Below are 18,639 nucleotides of genomic sequence, written 5' to 3'. Positions count from 1 at the left end.
TGCTCTTTTTGTTTGGATCAAGTAGCTTCTTCTTCGGGAGAAGTGAAAAATTCGTTGACTTTGTTGGAGAGTAGAAATGGAATAGCTCCTTTTATAACGGAAATGTCCCAGTCCCACCATGCAAGGTTTTCTAGTTTTTCAATGATTTCTTGCGGGAAACGATATCGAACTAGTTTGGCAGGGTTCCCAGCCACAATTGCATATGGAGGTACGTCTTTTGTAACTATACTTTTTGCACCGATAATGGCCCCGTTACCAATTGTAACACCAGATAAAACGCAGGATTGATAACCAATCCATACATCATTGCCAACTACGATATCACCTTTTGATGAAGGGTGACCAGTAATATGTGCTCCTTCTTCGAAGAGGACATTAAATGGATATGTTGTTATCCAATCAGCACGATGTTCACCGCCAAGTACGAAAACGACTTCTTCTCCTAATGAACAAAACTTACCTATTTTTAATTTTGTTTCATCATTCCAAGAAAAAATAATAGGGCCTACTTTACTGTAAGTATAATCACCGATATCATATTTATTATATTCAGGTTTTTGATTTAAATATAACATACCAATTTTAGCATCCTCTCTAAAGAAAGTAATGGATATGGAACATTATATGCAAGGTGAAGTAAGGCGAACTATGTTGTATGAAATAGTAATGTGCAAAAATGTTAGTAGGCAAGATGAATAAAAGGGAGTGGAATGCATGAGATACGAAATGGGATTATATAATAAACCTTTTCAGTCAATTCGATTAGGGAAAAAAGTATATGAAGTACGCTTATACGATAAAAAACGTCAACTTATAAAACAAGACGATGAAATTGTATTTACGAACCTTACGACAGCAGAAACGATGGCTGTAAAAGTAACGGAGATAAAACGATACGAAAGCTTTAAAGCAATGTACAAACAAATTGATAAAAAATTATTTGATTGTGAAGAACTTAGTATAGAAGAAATGTTAGAAAGTACATATGAAATCTATACGAAAGAACAAGAAAAAGAATGGGGAACAGTTGCGATTGGTGTTGAGGTAATAAAGTGAGAAGAAATCGCGGCGTGGCTATTATTGTACAGGACGGTAAAATTGCTCTTATAAAACGTGTTCGAGAAGATGAGATGTATTTTGTTTTTCCAGGCGGGGGAATTGAAGAAGGAGAAACACCTGAAGAAGCAACGAAGCGAGAGGTTTATGAAGAATTAGGGGTACATATACAAGTGGAGCATCTGATTGCAAAGGTGGAGTATAAAGGTACGGAGTATTATTATAATGCCCATATTATAGGTGGAGTTTTCGGAAGTGGTAAAGGCGAGGAGTTCGAGCTGAAAGATAGAGGGAGTTATATTCCTTTATGGATGCCGGTAAATGAGTTGCCAAATGTAAATATAAAACCGTATGAAATGGCCCAAAGTGTATTCGATTATTATAGGGAATAAGGTCTGACAACATACAAAAAAAACCATTGACATAGCCTTCTGATTTAAGTATTGTATTCGAGTATGTTTATAATCAGGAGGTTTATATGAGCAATCAAACTACTACACATCATGTGAAAATGACAACAGCAGATCCATCTGGAATTGGTCTATTTGGATTAGCGATGGTAACACTTGTAGCATCATCTCAAAAGTTAGGCTTAACAGATGGCGTTTCACTTGTATTACCATGGGCAATCTTTTTAGGAGGATTTGCACAAATCTTTGCATGCATTCACGATGCAAAGCATAATAATACGTTCGGTACAACAGCATTTGGTGCGTACGGCCTATTTTGGTTAGGTGTTGGAATGACTTGGTTAATTCAACTTGGAGTATTTGGCGAAAAATTAGCCCAAACTGCAGATTCAAAACAGCTTGGTATAGCCTTTATCGGATACTTGATTTTCACGATCTTTATGACAATTGGTGCAATGGAAACACATAAAGTATTATTTATGATTTTCGTCCTTATTGATTTCTTATTTATCGGTCTTTCATTAAGTACTTTAGGTGTTATGCCGCACGCAATGCATAATTTAGCAGCGTATTCTGAACTATGTATTTCATTATTATCTTTCTATGGTTCAGCAGCAGCCGTGTTAAATACACACTTCGGAAAAGTTGTATTACCAGTTGGAAAACCATTTGGTATTTTTAAAAAGTAATAAAAAAGAACGGATGATTGTATAGTCATCCGTTCTTTTTTATTTATAGCTACAGCAGTAGATCCTGTCATTTCGGAAATCTTTTGAGAGCTTGCTGGGCTGCCATCTATCGTTACATGAACTTGTTGTTTAGGGTTCGCGGTAACAATCCAGGCGTTTGGTAAATAGCGTGATTTATGAGATAAGGTTGAAGGGATGTTTAAAATGTCTCCCATTGCGTACAATGTTGCTGACGAGCCCCCGTCCATTGCCATTGCATTTATGGCCCCTTTTTCATAAAGAATATCTTGGCAGTCTCTTAAAGAAGCTCCGATACTATGAGGTTGTCTTCCATCAATGATGAAAAACATAATTGATCCATCTTTTTTCTGAGCCATAATACTGCGGGGACCATAGCCCCATCCGCCATCATTTGTAATCATTTTTTCGCCATTTACAATTAGTTGAGGCATAAAGCCAGCAGCGGAAACGACATTCTTATTTAACAGTTGATTAGCAGAAAACTCTCCTGAAACCATTTGTCCGTATTTTGTAAGTCCACTGACGAGAGTAGGGGTATTAATGTCTTGCGGTGTGTTTATGACCTTCCCGTTTTCCATAACAATACCGATGCCTGTTTTACCACCACCATGCCCCGTTTCATCCCAGAACCCACTAGCATTTACAGCAGCAAGTGCATGGTTTCGTTTTGCCATGACATATATTTTTTCCCCAACGTCTTTTCCTTGTGAACCTTGTTGTGTAACGAGCTTTACATTTAATGGATTATTAATAGTCATTAATTTACCTTCGAAAAAATGGTCGTTATATTTTTTCTTAACTGTTTCAATCGAAACAGTTAGTGGTAAATTTTTCTTTCGTTCTAATTCTTGTTTTGAAAGTTTTGTATTGGCAAACTCGCTATTTTTCCATTTTGGATTTGTAATGGATTGAGAAATATCATTTAACTCGTTATCAGACAGTAATGTAATTTTTGCGTATTGCGGATGTTGAGACGTTAAAATACTTTCCGCTGCGATGACACGTAAATTATGGCCGTATGAAGTGCCAAATAGAATACTGGCACCTACTGTTAATAATAGTGCTGTCAAAAGGGATGATATTTTTAAAAGTCTAATAAAAATTTTTTTCATTATAAAGACTCCTCTTTTTGTAAAGTCGAAATTGTTTGTTACCTGAAAAAAATGAAATGTGTAAATGGCCTTTCGCATTATATATGCAACATATTAAATGTGAAAGGATGTATATACAATAAGTTGAGAAACTAGATTTGGCAATAGACGAATATGAATGTTAATACTCAAAATGAAAAAGTAATAGTCAGATGTACGATTTCTTTTAACATAAATGAAAAGGATATAAATCGGATGAAAATAATAATTGAAATTGATTCTCATTATTAATATAATGAGAATGAGAATCATTTATTGTAAGAGGGGGATGCCAAAGTGGCGAAAATTTTAATAGCGTATGCAAGTATGTCAGGGAATACAGAGAGTATTGCTGATTTAATTAAAGTAAGTTTAGATGCCTTTAATCATGAAGTAGTATTACAAGAGATGGAAGGTATGGATGCTGAAGAATTATTAGCTTATGATGGAATCATTTTAGGATCTTATACGTGGGGTGATGGTGAATTACCATTTGAAGCGGAAGATTTCCATGATGAGTTAGAAAATATAGATTTAACGGGTAAAAAAGTGGCTGTTTTTGGATCAGGTGATACGGCGTATGAACTGTTTTGTGAAGCGGTAACGATATTTGAAGAACGTCTTGTAAAATGCGGAGCAGAGCTTGTACAAGAAGGATTGAAAATTGAATTAGCTCCGGAAGATGAAGAGGACGTTGAAAAATGCAGTAATTTTGCAATTGCTTTTGCTGAGAAGTTCTAGGAATGGGAGTGTCAACGTGGAAACAGAGTTCAGTGCAACCGCTATTACAAAGTTAAGAGATGGAAAGCTTTTGTTAGCTACTACATATAATGGTTTATTCATTGAAAAAGATGGAGAATGGAAACAGATTTTAACTGGATTCCAAAAACGAATTCGGGATTTACATAGTGAAGATAACGTAGTTTACGGAGTAGGAGACGAAGGCGTTTTTATTCGTAGTATGAATGGTGGAGAAACGTGGACGATCCAGCGCTTTCCAACGAAAGCAACGAGCTGGAATGTATGTAGTAATGAAAATGGAACAGTAATTGCTCATGGAGATAAAACACTGTATCATTCTAATAATTTTGGTTCCACATGGGAGACTATTCAGCCATTTCTTAATTACGATAGTGAGGCACCATCTATTCGATCATTATTTTTATATAAACATTACTTATTTATCGGTACGAAAATACATACTAAATATGGTGGTGTTTGGCTTTTTGATTTAGAGACACGTAAATTAAAAAGGATTAAAATAGCGATGAACCAGATGATTTCTGCGTTGACTATACATAATTCCTATTTAGTAGCGGCAAGTGGATCGTGCAGGGGAATTAATGGGAATATTTCTTTTTGTAAAATAGATGAGAGTATTGAGAATGAAAAAATATGTTGGCATACATGTCAAAGTGAACGAAAAGCGAGTAGCTATTTAGATTTAAGTGTAGATCAACATGTGTTATATACAACGTCAACGCAAAATAAAGCGGGAATTAGCACTGTTTGCCGTGTGCTTCTTGAAGAAGGAATTGTTACAGTATGTGATTCGGTTAAAGGGCATGGTTGGCGCATTGTGAATGAAAAAGAAGACTATGTTGTAGCTGGATCAGGTGAATTAAAAACGATGCAATGGAAGAAAAAAGCTGTATAGCTTAAAAAAACTTTACTTTTATTATATTGATATGATATAGTTACTTTAAACCATTTTACTTTTAATAATATAGAGATTTAAATGAGCTGTAACTTCCAAGGGGGTAGCAATGTTAAATCTCCTTCGGGGGGTTGCAGTTTTTTAATTTATGACGTATTATTGTAAAGTGGTTGAAAATGAATATGTACATATAGGTACATTGTAGGAGGATTTTTTAAATGCAAAACGGTAAAGTAAAATGGTTTAACGCAGAAAAAGGTTTCGGTTTCATCGAAGTTGAAGGCGGAGAAGACGTATTCGTTCATTTCTCAGCTATCCAAGGCGACGGCTTCAAATCTTTAGAAGAAGGTCAAGAAGTTACTTTCGAAGTAGAACAAGGTAACCGTGGACCTCAAGCTACAAACGTAAACAAGAAGTAATTATGAAAAAAAGAAGGGCTTGCCCTTCTTTTTTTTGCGTTTTTTTTGATGGGTGTCCTACTATGTATATTTATAAAAAAGACTGAATTTTTAGTTTATAATTAAATGTATAAACTGCATGTATAAATAGATACTGAAAATAAAGTAAAGCTGTTAAATAGGCTTCTCGTATTAATAGGAATTAGAAAGAGGTATACAAATTGAAAAACGCTACACATTTTATTGTGTTTGATATTGAAAGGAATTTTAGGCCGTATAAATCGGAAGATCCGTCAGAAATAGTTGATATTGGAGCTGTAAAAATAGATGTGAGTACAATGAAGATTATTGGAGAATTTTCAGAGTTAGTAAAACCAAGTGCCCCATTAACTCGTCATACAACAAAATTAACTGGAATTACAAAGAAAGATTTAATTGGTGTAGAAAAGTTCCCTCAAATTATAGAGAAATTTATTAAGTTTATCGGAGAAGATTCTATATTTATTTCATGGGGAAAAGAAGATTATCGTTTTCTATCTCACGATTGTACATTACATGGTGTAGAATGCCCATGTATGGAAAAAGAGAGCAGATTTGATGTGCAAAAATTTGTTTTCCAGGCGTATGAAGAATTATTTGAGCATACACCAAGTTTACAATTTGCAGTGGAGCAGCTTGATTTAACGTGGGAAGGTAGGCAACATCGTGCTTTCGCAGATGCTGAGAATACAGCGAATATATTTCTTAAAGCATATAGTGAGAGAGATATTAATAAGCGATACAAGAGACATGGTGAGCTTGAACTTGTAAAGAACGGAAAACTAACAGAAAAAGCGAAAAAAAAGATGCGAAAATGGGCATTTAAAGAAATGAAAAAAAGTGCAGAGCGTCCTTTTGTATGGAGTGTATTTGAAAGTAGTGACACGTGGGAAAGTATAACGGAAAGATATTATATAAGTGAATCTGCAGTAGAACTTCTAAAAAAACACTTTCCTACTGCAGTGAGAAAGGCAGAGCGGCAACTTAGGTATTTGGCTGAGATGGAGGAGAATACAGAGGTTAAATGAGATCCTCCTCCATTTCTAACTACATAAATTTAATTTTATCGCTTTGACGGTGGATAAAGTCTTCATATTAAATAGAAATTAATTTGTTGTTATAATTGCTTTGAAAATAAAGGCGTAGTAAGAATTGTAAAATGTATTAATAAAATAAGAACTCATAGAAATGAAAGAGTGGACAGTTAAATGGAAGCGATCTTTAATATTTTAACCGTGGGGTATTAACGATTAAAATATAAGAGTAAGATAAGATTTTTATACAAGGGAGGTGTGATAGTGGTAGACTTGGATATTAAAGACGTCAACGTACAGATGGAATTAAACGGAGTCTTTTGGAATGAGGATGGGATTGCGGAAATGATGGTGACTACAAAAGCGGAGCATTCTCTTATTCTTCGTCTAGTAGTTGACCTAGAAAGTAAAACTATTCGTGCGATGAATGCCGAGATAGTGAGTGGGTTCTGCCCTCTATGCAAACAGAAAAAGAATGAATGTAGTGAACTTAATGACGCGCAAAATATAATGGATATTTTAGAAGAAGCCTACGATTGGGTGAGAGAGCATCCAAAATATCGTTTTCAATTATCTTTTTACGATTACAATAAATTTGAGGTAGTGAAGTGAAATTTTAATTTTACCAACATACATAGTGACTGAAAGGACACCAAAAACTTATAGAAGGACCTTGGTCAACTAGAAATATTGAAGCAAATATCTGTAATGGAAATACGCTTGTAGAGCAAGGAAGGGATCTACTTGACCTTACAAAAAAATTTAAAAATAAGCATATTTTGTTATAAAGCAGAGAAACCGATTCTTAGTAGAATCGGTTTTTAATATAAATGGCAACTATGTTCCAAATAGCGAGCATGTAATGCTGTAAAACAAAAAGATACTAAATAGTTTGTTTATGTAAATAACGTTTAGTACATGGAAGCATTTATTCACTCCCGTTCGGATCATAAGAATACTGCTGCTTATTCTCAATCCGCTCAATTACGTCTTGCAACTCATCCGGCTTCAGAAACTCAATCGGAGAGAAGCCTTTTTCAAACGTAAGTGTGTCAGCCTCAATCATTAATACATAGCGGTCGTTTACCTTTGCAATATGTATTAAGTCTCCAAAATCAGCAAGCAGGGCCTTCACAGAGATATGATCTGCTTTTAGCTTTAATTCCACTTCAGGAGCATGCTCGACGATTTGAGCGGTAGCTTCCATTACTTCTTCGGTTGAAAATTGTTCCATAATTTCACGTTTCGGACTGGCGGCCCATACTTCCATCGCTTGGTCGAATTGTTCGCGTTCTTCAGTACCTTCTTCAAATACATCTTCAATTTGGTCGTATACCATGTCCATTACTTGTGTTTTCATAATTTCAGGCATAGAGCGTTCGTATTCGACGAATTTTAAGAAGTCTTCAAAGTAACGGGCGTGTGATGCTTGGTGTATTTTTAGTTCGCCTACTTCGACCATGCCTTCCTCAGGCATGTACGGATATTGGATAGATTTCATGTTTTTTGTTGTGATGGCCATTTCAACGTTACGAATCAGTGTTGATTCATCTGAAATAGAAGCAACTTTCGGTTCAAAGTCACATTTCATAACGAAAACGAATGGATCATCAAAGTATTTGCGTAGTTTTGCTTGAGCGATTAAAAATACACCACCACGTACAGCGCTTGTGTCAAGATATGTATAAACGAGAGGTTCGCTCATATCTTTGAAGTTTTCTTTTGTTTCTGCAAAGCGAATACGATTAAAAAGGTTGTAATGAGGGTTTGAATCAAGTTCATGTCCTTCTTCTACAATAAAGCGACCAATTTTGGTTGGGGCTTGTTCTGTTTTTGCGTGACGTTCTACTTTTCGCTTTGAAATTTTTAATAATTCACCATTCAAAAATTCTTTTAAAGAGCTATCTTCATACTCTTCAGCGTCTAATGTTTGAAAATGTTTATAGCGTTTATCAACTGCTTCACCTTTTCCTTCTACTTGTACTACATAAAAGGAAAGAAAATTTATTTCAAAATCCATATTTATCACCTTGTTCCATTTCATTAACTCTTATCAGTATAGAGATGGAAAAAACTTTCGTCAATTTATATAAGGAAGGGGGAGCCCCTTCCTTATATATTTGTTATTTTCGAAATTAAAATCCGTCTTCTAATGCTGAAAATGGAATGTTTAGTCTATTTTCTACTGTACGTAAACGCTGATTTAAGCGGTTTAATCTACGCGTATGACGCTCAACTGTGTTTTCTAGTTGACGTACTCTTTGCTCAAGCTCATTTACTCGTCGTTCTAGTTGACGGTTTCCAGTACCAGGGAAAGAGATTGGAAGTTGAAATTGGCGATTTTGATCATATGGATTAACTTGTTCTGATTGATCTATATATTGTTGGTATTGTGTCTCTAAATCATACTGAGGTTGGTAACCATATTGGTTATATGGATCATAAGGATTGTAGGGATACATAAACACATCCTCCATTTCTTTATAATTAGGTTAAATTCACCATAATGTATGTGTAGAAGCGGAGTAGTGGCACGGCAAATACCTAGATGCGCTGAAGGGATTGATTGTTTTGATCTATAAAAATTTGGTTTCAGTTGTTTAATAATGATCATATATGAGAAATCAGCATTACGTTTTATAAAGCATGTAGGTGAATAAAGAGGTGAAATGAAAGAGTTTTACAATTGTATTTCATGCGTTAAATGGTATATACTGGATAGGGATAGGTTACATAAAAGTTACAATCTTATCAAACTCGAAAATTTATATTAATATGTATAGACATTTACAAAAGAAAAGAGTAATTTAGATAGAGTAAAAAATAACTTGTAACATTTTCTAAATATATTGTAAAATGATTGTAACAAAACATACATAAAAATGAAATAATACATAAGAAATGATGTTGGGGAAAAGGAGAGAGTATATTGTTCCGAAAAGTAAAGGGTATATTAGTAGGGGTGCTATGCGTAGCTATAGTAAGTGGTTGTGGCGCAAAAGTAAGTGATGTTGCATTAGTGAGTGATATTGGTGGGAACGTTGTAGAGGCTAAGGCTGATGTACAGGATTCAATTAGCCTAGTGGATGGTCGTACTGGTACTGAAGTGAAGAAACTAGATTTATCGAGTTTAGGCTATTTTGAAGATGAAGCGAAATTCAAAAAATCGGTAACGAAGGTTGCTGGTGAAGTTGGGAAAAGCGTCGATAAAAAGATGGTCCCTTCGCGTATAGCGCCTGATGGATCATGGCAAGAAGGAAAACCTTCGTATGAATTAATGGAAAAAGAGTTAGTAGACAAATTATTAAATGTAGGTATGTGGGATTCTACTTATCAGTTACCAATTGTGGAGAAAAAACCTACTGCAACATTAAGTGATGCGCAAGGCAGTGGTACTGTAATTGGTAGATATGAAACGAATTTAGGTGGTTCAACAGGTGGTCGAATTGAAAATATTCGTTTATCTGCTCAGAGCGTAAGTGGAGTTGTTTTAGCAAAAGGAGACCGTTTCTCTTTTAATGCACTAATTGGAGATACAACACCAGATAAAGGGTACCAATTAGGAAAAGAAATTGTAGATGGTAAATTAGTAGATGGATATGGTGGTGGTGTTTGTCAAACATCATCTACTTTATTCAATGCGGCAGATCAAGCTGGTTTGAAAATGGTAGAGAGAACTACACATTCTAAAACAGTAGGTTATGTACCACAAGGAAGAGATGCTACAATTGCGTATCCATATTTAGACTTAGTATTTGAAAACACGAATGATGCTCCTGTTAAGTTGTATATGGGCATACAAGGTGGAAAGCTAGTTGCTGAAGTACATAAAATGAGATAAATATCATAAGCTATAAGAGTAAAAGATTGGAAGCTGGTATTTCTAAGTTTGTTAGAAGTACCGGCTTTTTGTGTGCAATTTATTAAGAAGAGTAATTTTGATGGCGTATTGTTCGTATGTACGAAAAAAAGTCTGGGTTTAATTCTTAGTTTTCCTATTGACATTGTTTTAATTCAGCTGTATTCTTCATAATAACAACTTAATAAATGGAAAAATTTATTAGTTTTCTTATCAAGAGAGATGGAGGGATTGGCCCGATGAAATCTCAGCAACAGGCTACAAAAGTACTGTGCTAATTCCAGCAAACGAATGATGCGTTTGGAAGATGGGGGGAAATGGATTAACATTCAACTCTTCTTATATGTATAAGAAGAGCTTTTTGTTTAGAGAGGGGGGATAGAATGAAATTTGATGTAACGTATTTTTTAGAAAGTTTTCCGCAATTATTTAAGTATGTATACATAACTTTAGGGATTACTGTTGTTTCCATGATTATTTCTTTCTTTATAGGGATTGGCTTGGCAATGATAACAAAAAACAAACCGAAATTTTTATATCCAATTGCAAGGGTGTATATCTCTTTCTTTAGAGGAACACCGTTATTAGTTCAATTGTTTGTGTTGTATTTCGGATTGCCACAAATATTTCCGGCTTTTACAGTACTTACAGCTATGCAAGCAACCTTAATTGGTCTCAGTTTAAATAATGCTGCTTATTTGTCAGAGATAATTCGAGGTTCATTAAATGCTGTTGAATCAGGGCAAATGGATGCTTGTTTATCAGTAGGGATGACAAAAGCACAAGCCATGCGGCAAATTATCTTTCCGCAGGCTATTCGTGTAGCAGTGCCGTCACTTGGAAATAATTTTGTTGGATTGTTAAAAGAATCTTCGTTATCTTTTGCGCTTGGGGTGGCTGAAATTTTAGCACAAGCGAAAATGTTAGCTGCTCAATCGTATCGTTATATGGAAAGTTATTTAGCGGTAGCGATTGTGTATTGGATTATTACAATTGCAATTAGCTGGGGGCAGAAAAAATTAGAAAAGAAACTTGATGCGCCGTATTTATAACAGAAATGAGGTGAAGTATGTGATTGAGATAAGTGATTTGTATAAATCCTACAAACTTAATGAAGTGTTAAAGGGAATTTCACTTACTGTGAAAAAAGGGGAAGTGGTAGTAATTATTGGACCTTCTGGTTCAGGGAAATCGACCCTATTGAGATGTTTGAATTTATTAGAACAACCGAATGATGGAAGTATTAGAATTGAAGATTTAGAGATTCATGCGAAGAAAATTTATAAAAAAGAAATAATACAATTACGGCAAAAAACAGCTATGGTTTTTCAAAACTATAATTTATTCAAAAATAAAACAGCACTGCAAAATATTACAACGCCATTAACGGTTGTACAGAAAAAAAGTGAAGAAGAGGCAAAGAGAATAGCGAGAGAAATATTAAAACAAGTAGGATTAGCTGATAAAGAAGATTTTTATCCAACGATGTTATCAGGGGGGCAACAGCAAAGGGTAGGGATTGCTAGAGCAATGGCTTTAAATCCCGTTGTATTATTGTTTGATGAACCGACTTCTGCGCTTGATCCAGAATTAGTTAATGAGGTACTGCAAGTTATTAAAGACTTGGCAAGACAGCATATAACGATGGTTATTGTTACGCATGAAATGAATTTTGCAAAAGAGGTGGCGGATCGCATTATATTTATGGCGGATGGAATTATCGTAGAGCAGGGAACGCCAAAAGAGATTTTTAGAAACCCACAAAATGAACGTACGAAAAAGTTTTTACGACAATTAAATGCATCTGAAGAAGGAAATCATTTCGTTATTTAGGAGGAAGAGTTATGAGGAAATCGTCATTATTACTAACGATAGCATTAACATTATCAGTTGGAGCTTTGTCTGCATGTGGTTCAAACGTATCAAGTGAAAAAACGAATGAAAAAGTAGTGAAAGTTGGGACTTCTGCAGGTCGTAGTCCATTTATTTTTAAAGAGGGTGAGAAAGTAAAAGGTTTTGATGCTGAAATTATTGAAGCAGCTGCTAAAAAAGCTGGATATAAAGTAGAATGGAATGTTTCTGATTTTGAAGGATTATTTGGTTTATTAGATTCTGGTCGTATTGATACGATTGCAAATGAACTATCCGTTTCTCCGGAAAGAAAAAAGAAATATGATTTTTCAATCCCGTATGTGTATTCAGGATCTGTTTTCGCAGTGAAGAAAGATAATAATACAATTAAATCGATAGAGGATCTGAAAGGGAAGACTGTAGGTGTTGGACTTGGTACGGCAGGAGAGCAAGAGTTAAAAGCTTTAAATAAAAATAATGCTTTTACGATTAAAACATACTCAGAGGATCCGACAGCGGAATTGAATGAAGTAGGATTTGGACGCGTCGATGCTTATTATAATGATAAAGTTCAAGTAGAAACAACAATAACAAAGGCGAAACTAGATAATGTGAAAGTAGGATTTGGTCCACTTGAATGGGGAGAGACTGCATTTCCATTTGCAAAAAAGAGTGAAAAGTTAGAAGATATAAATAAATCGTTAAAAGAATTAGAACAAGATGGAACATTAAGCGATATATCGAAAAAATGGCTAAAAATTGATGCTACAAAAAAACAAAATTAAGGTGTATTCGTTGAATGGGCCTATTGCCTATCAACTTACATAAAAAACTAAAGGGAACTGGAGAGGAAGCTATTCATGGTACAAATTCATTCGAAAACATATATTGGTCATGTGGAATTTAAAGTTAAAGATTTAGGGCGTCAAATTGCTTTTTATGAGAATGTAGTAGGATTAGAAGTAATTAAACAAGAGGGGAATAAAGCATATTTATCTGGAAAGGGTGGTAAGAATACGCTGCTTGTTCTTGAAAAGTTGGAGGATGGGGTACTGCAAGAACCACGTACGACTGGTATATATCATGTTGCCTTTTTGGTTCCGACTCGTGAGGCTTTTGCTTCGGCATTATTTGGTGTGCTTCGTAATAAGAACGTAATTGATAGTCCAGCTGAGCAAGAAGGGCGTTATACATATTCAAATGAAATTTTACCAATTTCAAGGTTTAATAGCGCAAGTGATCATACGTATAGTGAGGCGTTTTATTTACAAGACTTAGAGGGTAATGGTATCGAAATATATGCAGACCGACCGCGAGATCAGTGGGGAGAAGGGCCAGGAGGAAGTACGCCACTTGATTTAAAAGAACTAGCAGTGCTCGTTGATTATGAGTTTGATGGCCTACCAGCCGAAACGGTGGTTGGGCACGTACATTTACGAATAGCTGATGTTGAGAAGGCACATGAGTTTTATGTAGATACAGTAGGTTTTGAAGTACAACAGCTTGAAGATGATTGCTTATTTATTTCGGCAGGAGGCTATCATCATCATATTGGTGCAAATACGTGGAACGGGGTAAATAATCCACATCCACCAGCATATGCAACGGGACTAAAAGTGTATACGATTGTACTGCCTCATAAAGAAGCGTTAGATGAAGTGAAAGAAAGATTAATAGAAAAACAACATGAACTAAATGAAACTTCAAATGGATTTACGGTAGTAGATCCAAGTGGTGTTACAGTACAGTTTGAAATAGAAGCAGTATAAAAGAAACCAGAAAGTGTGTAATCACTTTCTGGTTTCTTTTTGATACGTAATCCAAGTAGGGCAAGGATTAAAAGGCAAGGATTTTAATATTTCCATTGCATATATACTCGTTGAATCGAATTCACCTTGTATGAAAGAATAGCTGTGTTTATTTGCATATGTAGTTTGTTCGAAAACGAGCAGTTTCAGTAATGGTAAATCTTCTGTAGTGTGAGTCCCACACCATCCTAATTCTAACGTATTATCCTTTTCTGATGTATGGAGGAAAGAGTACGCAATAATTTGATTCTCTTCATCTATAATGAGAAAGCTCCCATCTAGTAGTACATCATCAGCCAAAATCATTTCTTGCCAAGTTTCGAGAGGGAATGAGGCAACAGGATTTACTAAGTGAGTATGCTCGTAATTTGCTTTTACTAAGTGAGCTAGTTTTTTAAGTAAACTATTATCGGATAAAATATTTGATATAGTTTGTAAACGATAATTTGAAGTAAGAACTGTATTGGTAAGAACTATTTTTTGTAAGTCTAATATCGGCATATATGTTCTTCGGATTTCAATAAAATTATTTTCTTCATAAAAGGCTTTTAACTGAGCTAAAGTTTCCCATATGGAAGTCTGCAATGGTAGAGTGAATTTTTCTCGTTTTTGAACCTCAGTTAATAAATGTTTTTTAATTTGTAGTTTTGAGCAGAGAGGGTTCGTGTATATTCGAAAGTATGTGCAGTATGGATGGAAGTTACTGCTCCAGGCGATAAAAATGCCTACTACATCTTTGTTATAGTAGGCAACATACGCACATTTTACTTTATTATTTCGTAATAAGTGAAGTAGATTAGATTCTTCATTGTATAAAGCAATAAGTTGTTTTACTTCTAATTCATTGCTTGCTTTATATTTCTTTATAAAAAGAGTGTTTTCGTTGGATGATTTATTCATAGTTCAATCCAAAACCTTCTTACAACATTACCATCTTCTTCAGTGAAATCTTCATCACGAAGACCGCCGTTATGTAAAATCGTTTTCTCTGAAGCCGTATTCACTTCGTCGCAAACGACAAGTGCTTTCGTGATGTTTAATTCCTTCGTTTTTTCTAATGATAATGCTAGTAACTTCGTAGCATAGCCTTTTCTTCTTTCAGAAGGACGAATGCCATAACCGATATGGCCTCCAGCATTAAACAAATGATCAGTTAAACTATGACGTATATTAACAGCTCCTACAATTCTATTTTCAGCTGTAACGAGCCAATATGTAGAATCCGGTACCCAAGTTTCAGGGATATTTATTCCATTATGGGCATCGAGTAGTTCTTGAATCATAGCTGGGAAGTTGGCAGGATCTTTTGAGATAACCCACGGAATCATCGTTTCACCGCTATCTTTCCATTCGTTATAGAAATCTAAGTATTCTTCTTGTAAATCGGTAGTAGGTGTAAGTAAAGAGACGTTCATTGTTAGTAAGCTCCTTTTATTTTATGTATTATTTCACAAAAATTGCGGCATAAAATGAAAGCGTTTTCTGATTTTCTCAACTTCATTTCATGCAATCCACATTCTGTTTTCAAATGAAAATGAGTTGTGCTTTGAAATTTAAAGGTTTTCGTATGAAAAGTAGGATGTTTTTTTTTATGTTAATATTTAAAATATTAACATAAATATATCGGGATATTAAGTGAATTTTAATGGAATGATTTTATATCGATAAATGGATGTGTGTGATAATTTTTGTTACATCATTTTTTCTCAATACATAATAAAAAGTCAGAATAGTAAAATTATGGGGCGGGACACTAAAAATGTAAGGTAGGGGAGATTATGAAAGGCTATTCAAAAAAAATTTTAGTAGGGGTAAGTTTTGCTAGTTTAATGTTAGGTAGTTTTCAAGGGAACATATCGGCAGAGGATACTAGGGGGAACAAGTTTCTTATCGAAATGTGCTCAAAATGGAGCCAGTTGGTGTACAATTGCCGATGCAAGAGTTAGCACACTCATCTAAAGTGCTAGAAAACAAATCGTTTGAAAAAAGGCTACAATTAGCCGATTTATCGCAAAGACCACCAGAAGTAAAAAAAGAAAGTCAGCAATTAGCTGTAGCGAAAACATATACAATTGCTGAGTTGAATCAATTAAGTAATCAGCAGTTAGTAGATTTGCTCGTAACTATTAATTGGGAACAAATTACGGGGCTATTTCAGTTTAATAAGGACAGCCTTGCATTCTATCAAAATGATAGTAGGATGCAGGCGATTATTGATAAATTGAAGCAGCAAGGACAAACTTATACGAAGGATGATTCAAAAGGGATTGAAACGTTAGTAGAGGTATTACGTTCTGGGTTTTATTTAGGGTTTTATCATACAGAACTAAGTAAACTTAATGAACGAAGCTATCATGACAAGTGCTTACCTGCATTGAAAACGATTTCTCAAAACTCAAATTTCAAACTCGGTACGTTAGAACAAAATAAAGTTGTATCGTCATATGGAAAATTAATAGGAAACGCTTCTAGTGATGCGGAAACGATTTCATCAGCTGCGAACATTTTCAAGCAATATAATGATAGTCTTTCTACATTTATAGATAATCGTTCAGCAGGTAATGCAGTGTACGATATTATGCAAGGTGTCGATTATGATATTCAGTCGTATTTGTACGATACGAATAAAGCACCGAAAGATACAATGTGGTATCAAAAAATAGATAGTTATATTAATGAGTTAAGTAGATTTGCGTTAATGGGAACAGTTACAGCGAAAAACGGATGGCTTATTAATAATGGGATTTATTATACAGGTAGACTCGGTATGTTCCATAGTACAGGGACGAAAGGATTGCAAGTTGTAACAGATGCGATGAAAATTTACCCATATTTAGGTGAGCAATATTTCGTAGCAGCTGAGCAAATTACGACGAATTATGGCGGAAAAGATGCAAATGGTAAAGTGGTTGATTTAGATCAAATACGAGAAGATGGTAAGAAAAAATATTTGCCAAAAACGTATACGTTTGATGATGGTGCAATTGTTTTAAAAGCCGGAGATAAAGTGACTGAAGAGAAAGTGAAACGTTTATATTGGGCAGCAAAAGAAGTGAAAGCACAATTCCATCGTACGGTTGAAAGTGATCAACCTTTAGAAAAAGGAAATCCAGATGACGTATTAACAATGGTTATTTATAATAGTCCAGCTGAATATCAATTTAACCGTCAATTGTACGGATATGAAACGAATAACGGCGGCCTTTATATAGAAGGAACAGGTACGTTCTTTACTTATGAACGTACGCCAGAAGAAAGTATTTATAGTTTAGAAGAATTGTTCCGACATGAGTTCACGCATTACTTACAAGGTAGATATGAAGTGCCAGGACTTTGGGGGCAAGGTAAGATGTATGAGAATGAGAGATTATCTTGGTTTGAAGAAGGGAATGCTGAGTTCTTTGCAGGTGCAACGAGAACGGACAACGTCGGCATTATAGGAGGGCTATCTTCAAATCCAGCAGAACGTTATACGGCAGAGCGAACGTTAAATGCGAAGTATGGAACGTGGGATTTCTATAATTATTCCTTCGCTTTACAATCGTATATGTACAATAAGAGATATGATATGTTTGACAAAATACATGATCTTATTAGGAAAAATGATGTTACAGCATATGATGCATATCGCTCTGCTTTAAGTAAAGATGCGAATTTAAATAAAGAGTATCAAGACTATATGCAAATGTTAGTAGATAACCGTGAGAAATATAATGTTCCATTAGTATCAGATGATTATTTAGCAACTCACGCACCGAAACCAGTTTCAGATATTGCGGCAGAAATTACGGCGGAAGCAAAATTAAGTAATGTATCAGTAAAGAAAAATAAATCACAGTTCTTTAATACATTTACACTACAAGGAACATATACAGGAACAGCTACAAAAGGAGAATATGAAGACTGGAAAGCAATTACGCAAAACGTAAATGATACGTTAAAACGTTTAAGTGCGAAAGAATGGACAGGCTATAAAACAGTAACAGCTTACTTTGTGAATTATCGTGTGAATGCATCAGGACAATTTGAATATGATGTTGTGTTCCACGGCATTAATACAGAAGAAGGTGCAGTGAATAAAGCACCAATTGCGGTTATAAATGGTCCGTATAGCGGAAATGTGAATGAAGCAATCGCGTTTAAAAGCGATGGATCAAAAGATGAAGATGGGAAAATTGCTTCTTATAAATGGGAGTTTGGCGATGGTACTATAAGTAATGAACAAAATCCAACTCACGTTTATACAAAAGAAGGAACATATACGGCAAAATTAACAGTAACAGACGATAAAGGAGCAGCTACTAGTGTTACAACGAGCGTAATAGTTAAAAAGAAAGAAGATAACAGTGTAGAACAAGAGCCGAATAATTCATTTAAAACAGCGAATAAACTGCAGTCAAATCAATTGTTACGGGCTAGTTTAGGAAACGGTGATACAAGTGATTATTTTGAAATAAATGTAGAAACTGCGAAAAACCTTCAAATTAACGTAACGAATGAAAATAATATCGGAATAAACTGGGTTCTTTATTCAGAAGCAGATTTAAATAATTATGTTACGTATGCCCAGCCGCAAGGGAATAAATTAGTGGGCAGCTACTATACGTATCCTGGGAAGTATTATTTACACGTATATCAATATGGTGGAGGAACAGGGAATTATACAGTAGAAGTGAAGTAGTAAAAG

The 18,639-nt window shown here is 35.0% G+C and carries 18 protein-coding genes, 2 pseudogenes and 1 riboswitch; of the genes and pseudogenes, 14 read left to right on the top strand and 6 right to left on the bottom strand.

Going from position 1 to position 18,639, the window contains the following annotated elements; genetic code table 11:
* Positions 1 to 17: 17 nt before the first annotated feature.
* Positions 18 to 575: a CatB-related O-acetyltransferase gene (locus tag BAU27_RS22475; RefSeq protein ID WP_071771997.1), complete on the bottom strand. Its 558-nt coding sequence runs from the start codon at positions 573 to 575 to the stop codon at positions 18 to 20.
* 139 nt (positions 576 to 714) lie between these two features.
* Here BAU27_RS22475 and BAU27_RS22470 point away from each other — a divergent pair, with 139 nt between their 5' ends.
* The 3 genes from BAU27_RS22470 to BAU27_RS22460 all read left to right on the top strand — a co-directional run bounded on the left by BAU27_RS22470 (position 715) and on the right by BAU27_RS22460 (position 2,155).
* On the top strand, positions 715 to 1,056 hold the full coding sequence (locus BAU27_RS22470; RefSeq protein WP_071771996.1) for an ASCH domain-containing protein: 342 nt from the start codon (positions 715 to 717) through the stop codon (positions 1,054 to 1,056).
* The gene (locus BAU27_RS22465; RefSeq protein ID WP_071771995.1) at positions 1,053 to 1,448 is read left to right on the top strand and encodes an NUDIX hydrolase; all 396 of its coding nucleotides are present in this window, start codon (positions 1,053 to 1,055) and stop codon (positions 1,446 to 1,448) included. The genes BAU27_RS22470 and BAU27_RS22465 overlap by 4 nt, the downstream gene beginning before the upstream one ends.
* Positions 1,449 to 1,534: 86 nt before the next feature.
* Positions 1,535 to 2,155, top strand: coding sequence for an acetate uptake transporter (locus tag BAU27_RS22460; RefSeq protein ID WP_071747624.1), 621 nt, complete (start codon positions 1,535 to 1,537; stop codon positions 2,153 to 2,155).
* A 38-nt stretch (positions 2,156 to 2,193) separates the two neighbouring features.
* Here BAU27_RS22460 and BAU27_RS22455 read toward each other — a convergent pair.
* Positions 2,194 to 3,288, bottom strand: a pseudogene (locus BAU27_RS22455) (phosphodiester glycosidase family protein); the annotation flags it as partial.
* Positions 3,289 to 3,603: 315 nt separating this feature from the next.
* On the opposite strand from BAU27_RS22455, the gene BAU27_RS22450 reads away from it, so the two are divergent.
* The 5 genes from BAU27_RS22450 (at position 3,604) to BAU27_RS22430 (ending at position 7,046) form a co-directional block, all read left to right on the top strand.
* The gene (locus tag BAU27_RS22450) at positions 3,604 to 4,047 is read left to right on the top strand and encodes a flavodoxin (protein WP_071771994.1); all 444 of its coding nucleotides are present in this window, start codon (positions 3,604 to 3,606) and stop codon (positions 4,045 to 4,047) included.
* Between the two features lie 16 nt (positions 4,048 to 4,063).
* Positions 4,064 to 4,963, top strand: coding sequence for a WD40/YVTN/BNR-like repeat-containing protein (locus BAU27_RS22445; protein ID WP_071771993.1), 900 nt, complete (start codon positions 4,064 to 4,066; stop codon positions 4,961 to 4,963).
* A gap of 218 nt (positions 4,964 to 5,181) precedes the next feature.
* Complete coding sequence (gene cspB, locus BAU27_RS22440; protein ID WP_001179147.1) at positions 5,182 to 5,382, top strand: cold shock-like protein CspB; 201 nt, start codon at positions 5,182 to 5,184, stop codon at positions 5,380 to 5,382.
* Between the two features lie 200 nt (positions 5,383 to 5,582).
* Positions 5,583 to 6,428: an exonuclease gene (locus tag BAU27_RS22435; RefSeq protein ID WP_071747620.1), complete on the top strand. Its 846-nt coding sequence runs from the start codon at positions 5,583 to 5,585 to the stop codon at positions 6,426 to 6,428.
* A 270-nt stretch (positions 6,429 to 6,698) separates the two neighbouring features.
* Positions 6,699 to 7,046, top strand: coding sequence for a hypothetical protein (locus BAU27_RS22430; protein WP_071771992.1), 348 nt, complete (start codon positions 6,699 to 6,701; stop codon positions 7,044 to 7,046).
* A gap of 316 nt (positions 7,047 to 7,362) precedes the next feature.
* On the opposite strand, the gene BAU27_RS22425 is transcribed toward BAU27_RS22430, so the two are convergent.
* Both BAU27_RS22425 and BAU27_RS22420 read right to left on the bottom strand, forming a co-directional pair.
* Positions 7,363 to 8,454, bottom strand: a complete 1,092-nt coding sequence (locus BAU27_RS22425) for a DUF3900 domain-containing protein (RefSeq protein WP_071747618.1) — start codon at positions 8,452 to 8,454, stop codon at positions 7,363 to 7,365.
* A gap of 115 nt (positions 8,455 to 8,569) precedes the next feature.
* Positions 8,570 to 8,896: a hypothetical protein gene (locus BAU27_RS22420; RefSeq protein ID WP_071747617.1), complete on the bottom strand. Its 327-nt coding sequence runs from the start codon at positions 8,894 to 8,896 to the stop codon at positions 8,570 to 8,572.
* A 467-nt stretch (positions 8,897 to 9,363) separates the two neighbouring features.
* Between BAU27_RS22420 and BAU27_RS22415 the strand changes: the two genes are divergently transcribed.
* The 5 genes from BAU27_RS22415 to BAU27_RS22395 all read left to right on the top strand — a co-directional run bounded on the left by BAU27_RS22415 (position 9,364) and on the right by BAU27_RS22395 (position 13,913).
* Positions 9,364 to 10,275, top strand: coding sequence for a VanW family protein (locus BAU27_RS22415; protein WP_071771991.1), 912 nt, complete (start codon positions 9,364 to 9,366; stop codon positions 10,273 to 10,275).
* 225 nt (positions 10,276 to 10,500) lie between these two features.
* Positions 10,501 to 10,607: riboswitch (SAM riboswitch) on the top strand.
* Between the two features lie 69 nt (positions 10,608 to 10,676).
* Positions 10,677 to 11,345: an amino acid ABC transporter permease gene (locus tag BAU27_RS22410; RefSeq protein WP_071771990.1), complete on the top strand. Its 669-nt coding sequence runs from the start codon at positions 10,677 to 10,679 to the stop codon at positions 11,343 to 11,345.
* A gap of 19 nt (positions 11,346 to 11,364) precedes the next feature.
* Complete coding sequence (locus BAU27_RS22405) at positions 11,365 to 12,126, top strand: amino acid ABC transporter ATP-binding protein (RefSeq protein WP_071747733.1); 762 nt, start codon at positions 11,365 to 11,367, stop codon at positions 12,124 to 12,126.
* Positions 12,127 to 12,137: 11 nt separating this feature from the next.
* Complete coding sequence (locus BAU27_RS22400; protein ID WP_071771989.1) at positions 12,138 to 12,929, top strand: amino acid ABC transporter substrate-binding protein; 792 nt, start codon at positions 12,138 to 12,140, stop codon at positions 12,927 to 12,929.
* Positions 12,930 to 13,004: 75 nt separating this feature from the next.
* A complete protein-coding gene (locus BAU27_RS22395) occupies positions 13,005 to 13,913 on the top strand; it encodes a VOC family protein (RefSeq protein ID WP_071771988.1) in 909 nt (302 codons plus the stop codon).
* A gap of 21 nt (positions 13,914 to 13,934) precedes the next feature.
* Here the strand turns inward: BAU27_RS22395 and BAU27_RS22390 are convergent, their stop codons facing one another.
* Together BAU27_RS22390 and BAU27_RS22385 are read right to left on the bottom strand one after the other, a co-directional pair.
* Positions 13,935 to 14,852, bottom strand: coding sequence for a GNAT family acetyltransferase (locus BAU27_RS22390; RefSeq protein WP_071771987.1), 918 nt, complete (start codon positions 14,850 to 14,852; stop codon positions 13,935 to 13,937).
* Positions 14,849 to 15,367, bottom strand: coding sequence for a GNAT family N-acetyltransferase (locus BAU27_RS22385; protein ID WP_071747611.1), 519 nt, complete (start codon positions 15,365 to 15,367; stop codon positions 14,849 to 14,851). The genes BAU27_RS22390 and BAU27_RS22385 overlap by 4 nt, the downstream gene beginning before the upstream one ends.
* A 363-nt stretch (positions 15,368 to 15,730) precedes the next feature.
* Between BAU27_RS22385 and colA the strand changes: the two are divergent.
* A pseudogene (colA, locus tag BAU27_RS22380) lies at positions 15,731 to 18,633 on the top strand (collagenase ColA).
* Positions 18,634 to 18,639 lie beyond the last annotated feature (6 nt).

It is taken from the genome of Bacillus sp. NH11B, from assembly GCF_001884205.1.
GTDB lineage: Bacteria > Bacillota > Bacilli > Bacillales > Bacillaceae_G > Bacillus_A > Bacillus_A proteolyticus.
Note: the sequence above shows the minus strand (reverse complement) of the source record. Positions and strands in the feature narration are given on the sequence as shown.

Coding starts and splice junctions, on each gene's coding strand:
- BAU27_RS22475 (WP_071771997.1), bottom strand. CDS start 575: ATGTTATATTTAAATCAAAAACCTGAATATAATAAATATGATATCGGT.
- BAU27_RS22470 (WP_071771996.1), top strand. CDS start 715: ATGAGATACGAAATGGGATTATATAATAAACCTTTTCAGTCAATTCGA.
- BAU27_RS22385 (WP_071747611.1), bottom strand. CDS start 15,367: ATGAACGTCTCTTTACTTACACCTACTACCGATTTACAAGAAGAATAC.
- BAU27_RS22390 (WP_071771987.1), bottom strand. CDS start 14,852: ATGAATAAATCATCCAACGAAAACACTCTTTTTATAAAGAAATATAAA.
- BAU27_RS22395 (WP_071771988.1), top strand. CDS start 13,005: ATGGTACAAATTCATTCGAAAACATATATTGGTCATGTGGAATTTAAA.
- BAU27_RS22460 (WP_071747624.1), top strand. CDS start 1,535: ATGAGCAATCAAACTACTACACATCATGTGAAAATGACAACAGCAGAT.
- cspB (WP_001179147.1), top strand. CDS start 5,182: ATGCAAAACGGTAAAGTAAAATGGTTTAACGCAGAAAAAGGTTTCGGT.
- BAU27_RS22410 (WP_071771990.1), top strand. CDS start 10,677: ATGAAATTTGATGTAACGTATTTTTTAGAAAGTTTTCCGCAATTATTT.
- BAU27_RS22400 (WP_071771989.1), top strand. CDS start 12,138: ATGAGGAAATCGTCATTATTACTAACGATAGCATTAACATTATCAGTT.
- BAU27_RS22420 (WP_071747617.1), bottom strand. CDS start 8,896: ATGTATCCCTACAATCCTTATGATCCATATAACCAATATGGTTACCAA.
- BAU27_RS22425 (WP_071747618.1), bottom strand. CDS start 8,454: ATGGATTTTGAAATAAATTTTCTTTCCTTTTATGTAGTACAAGTAGAA.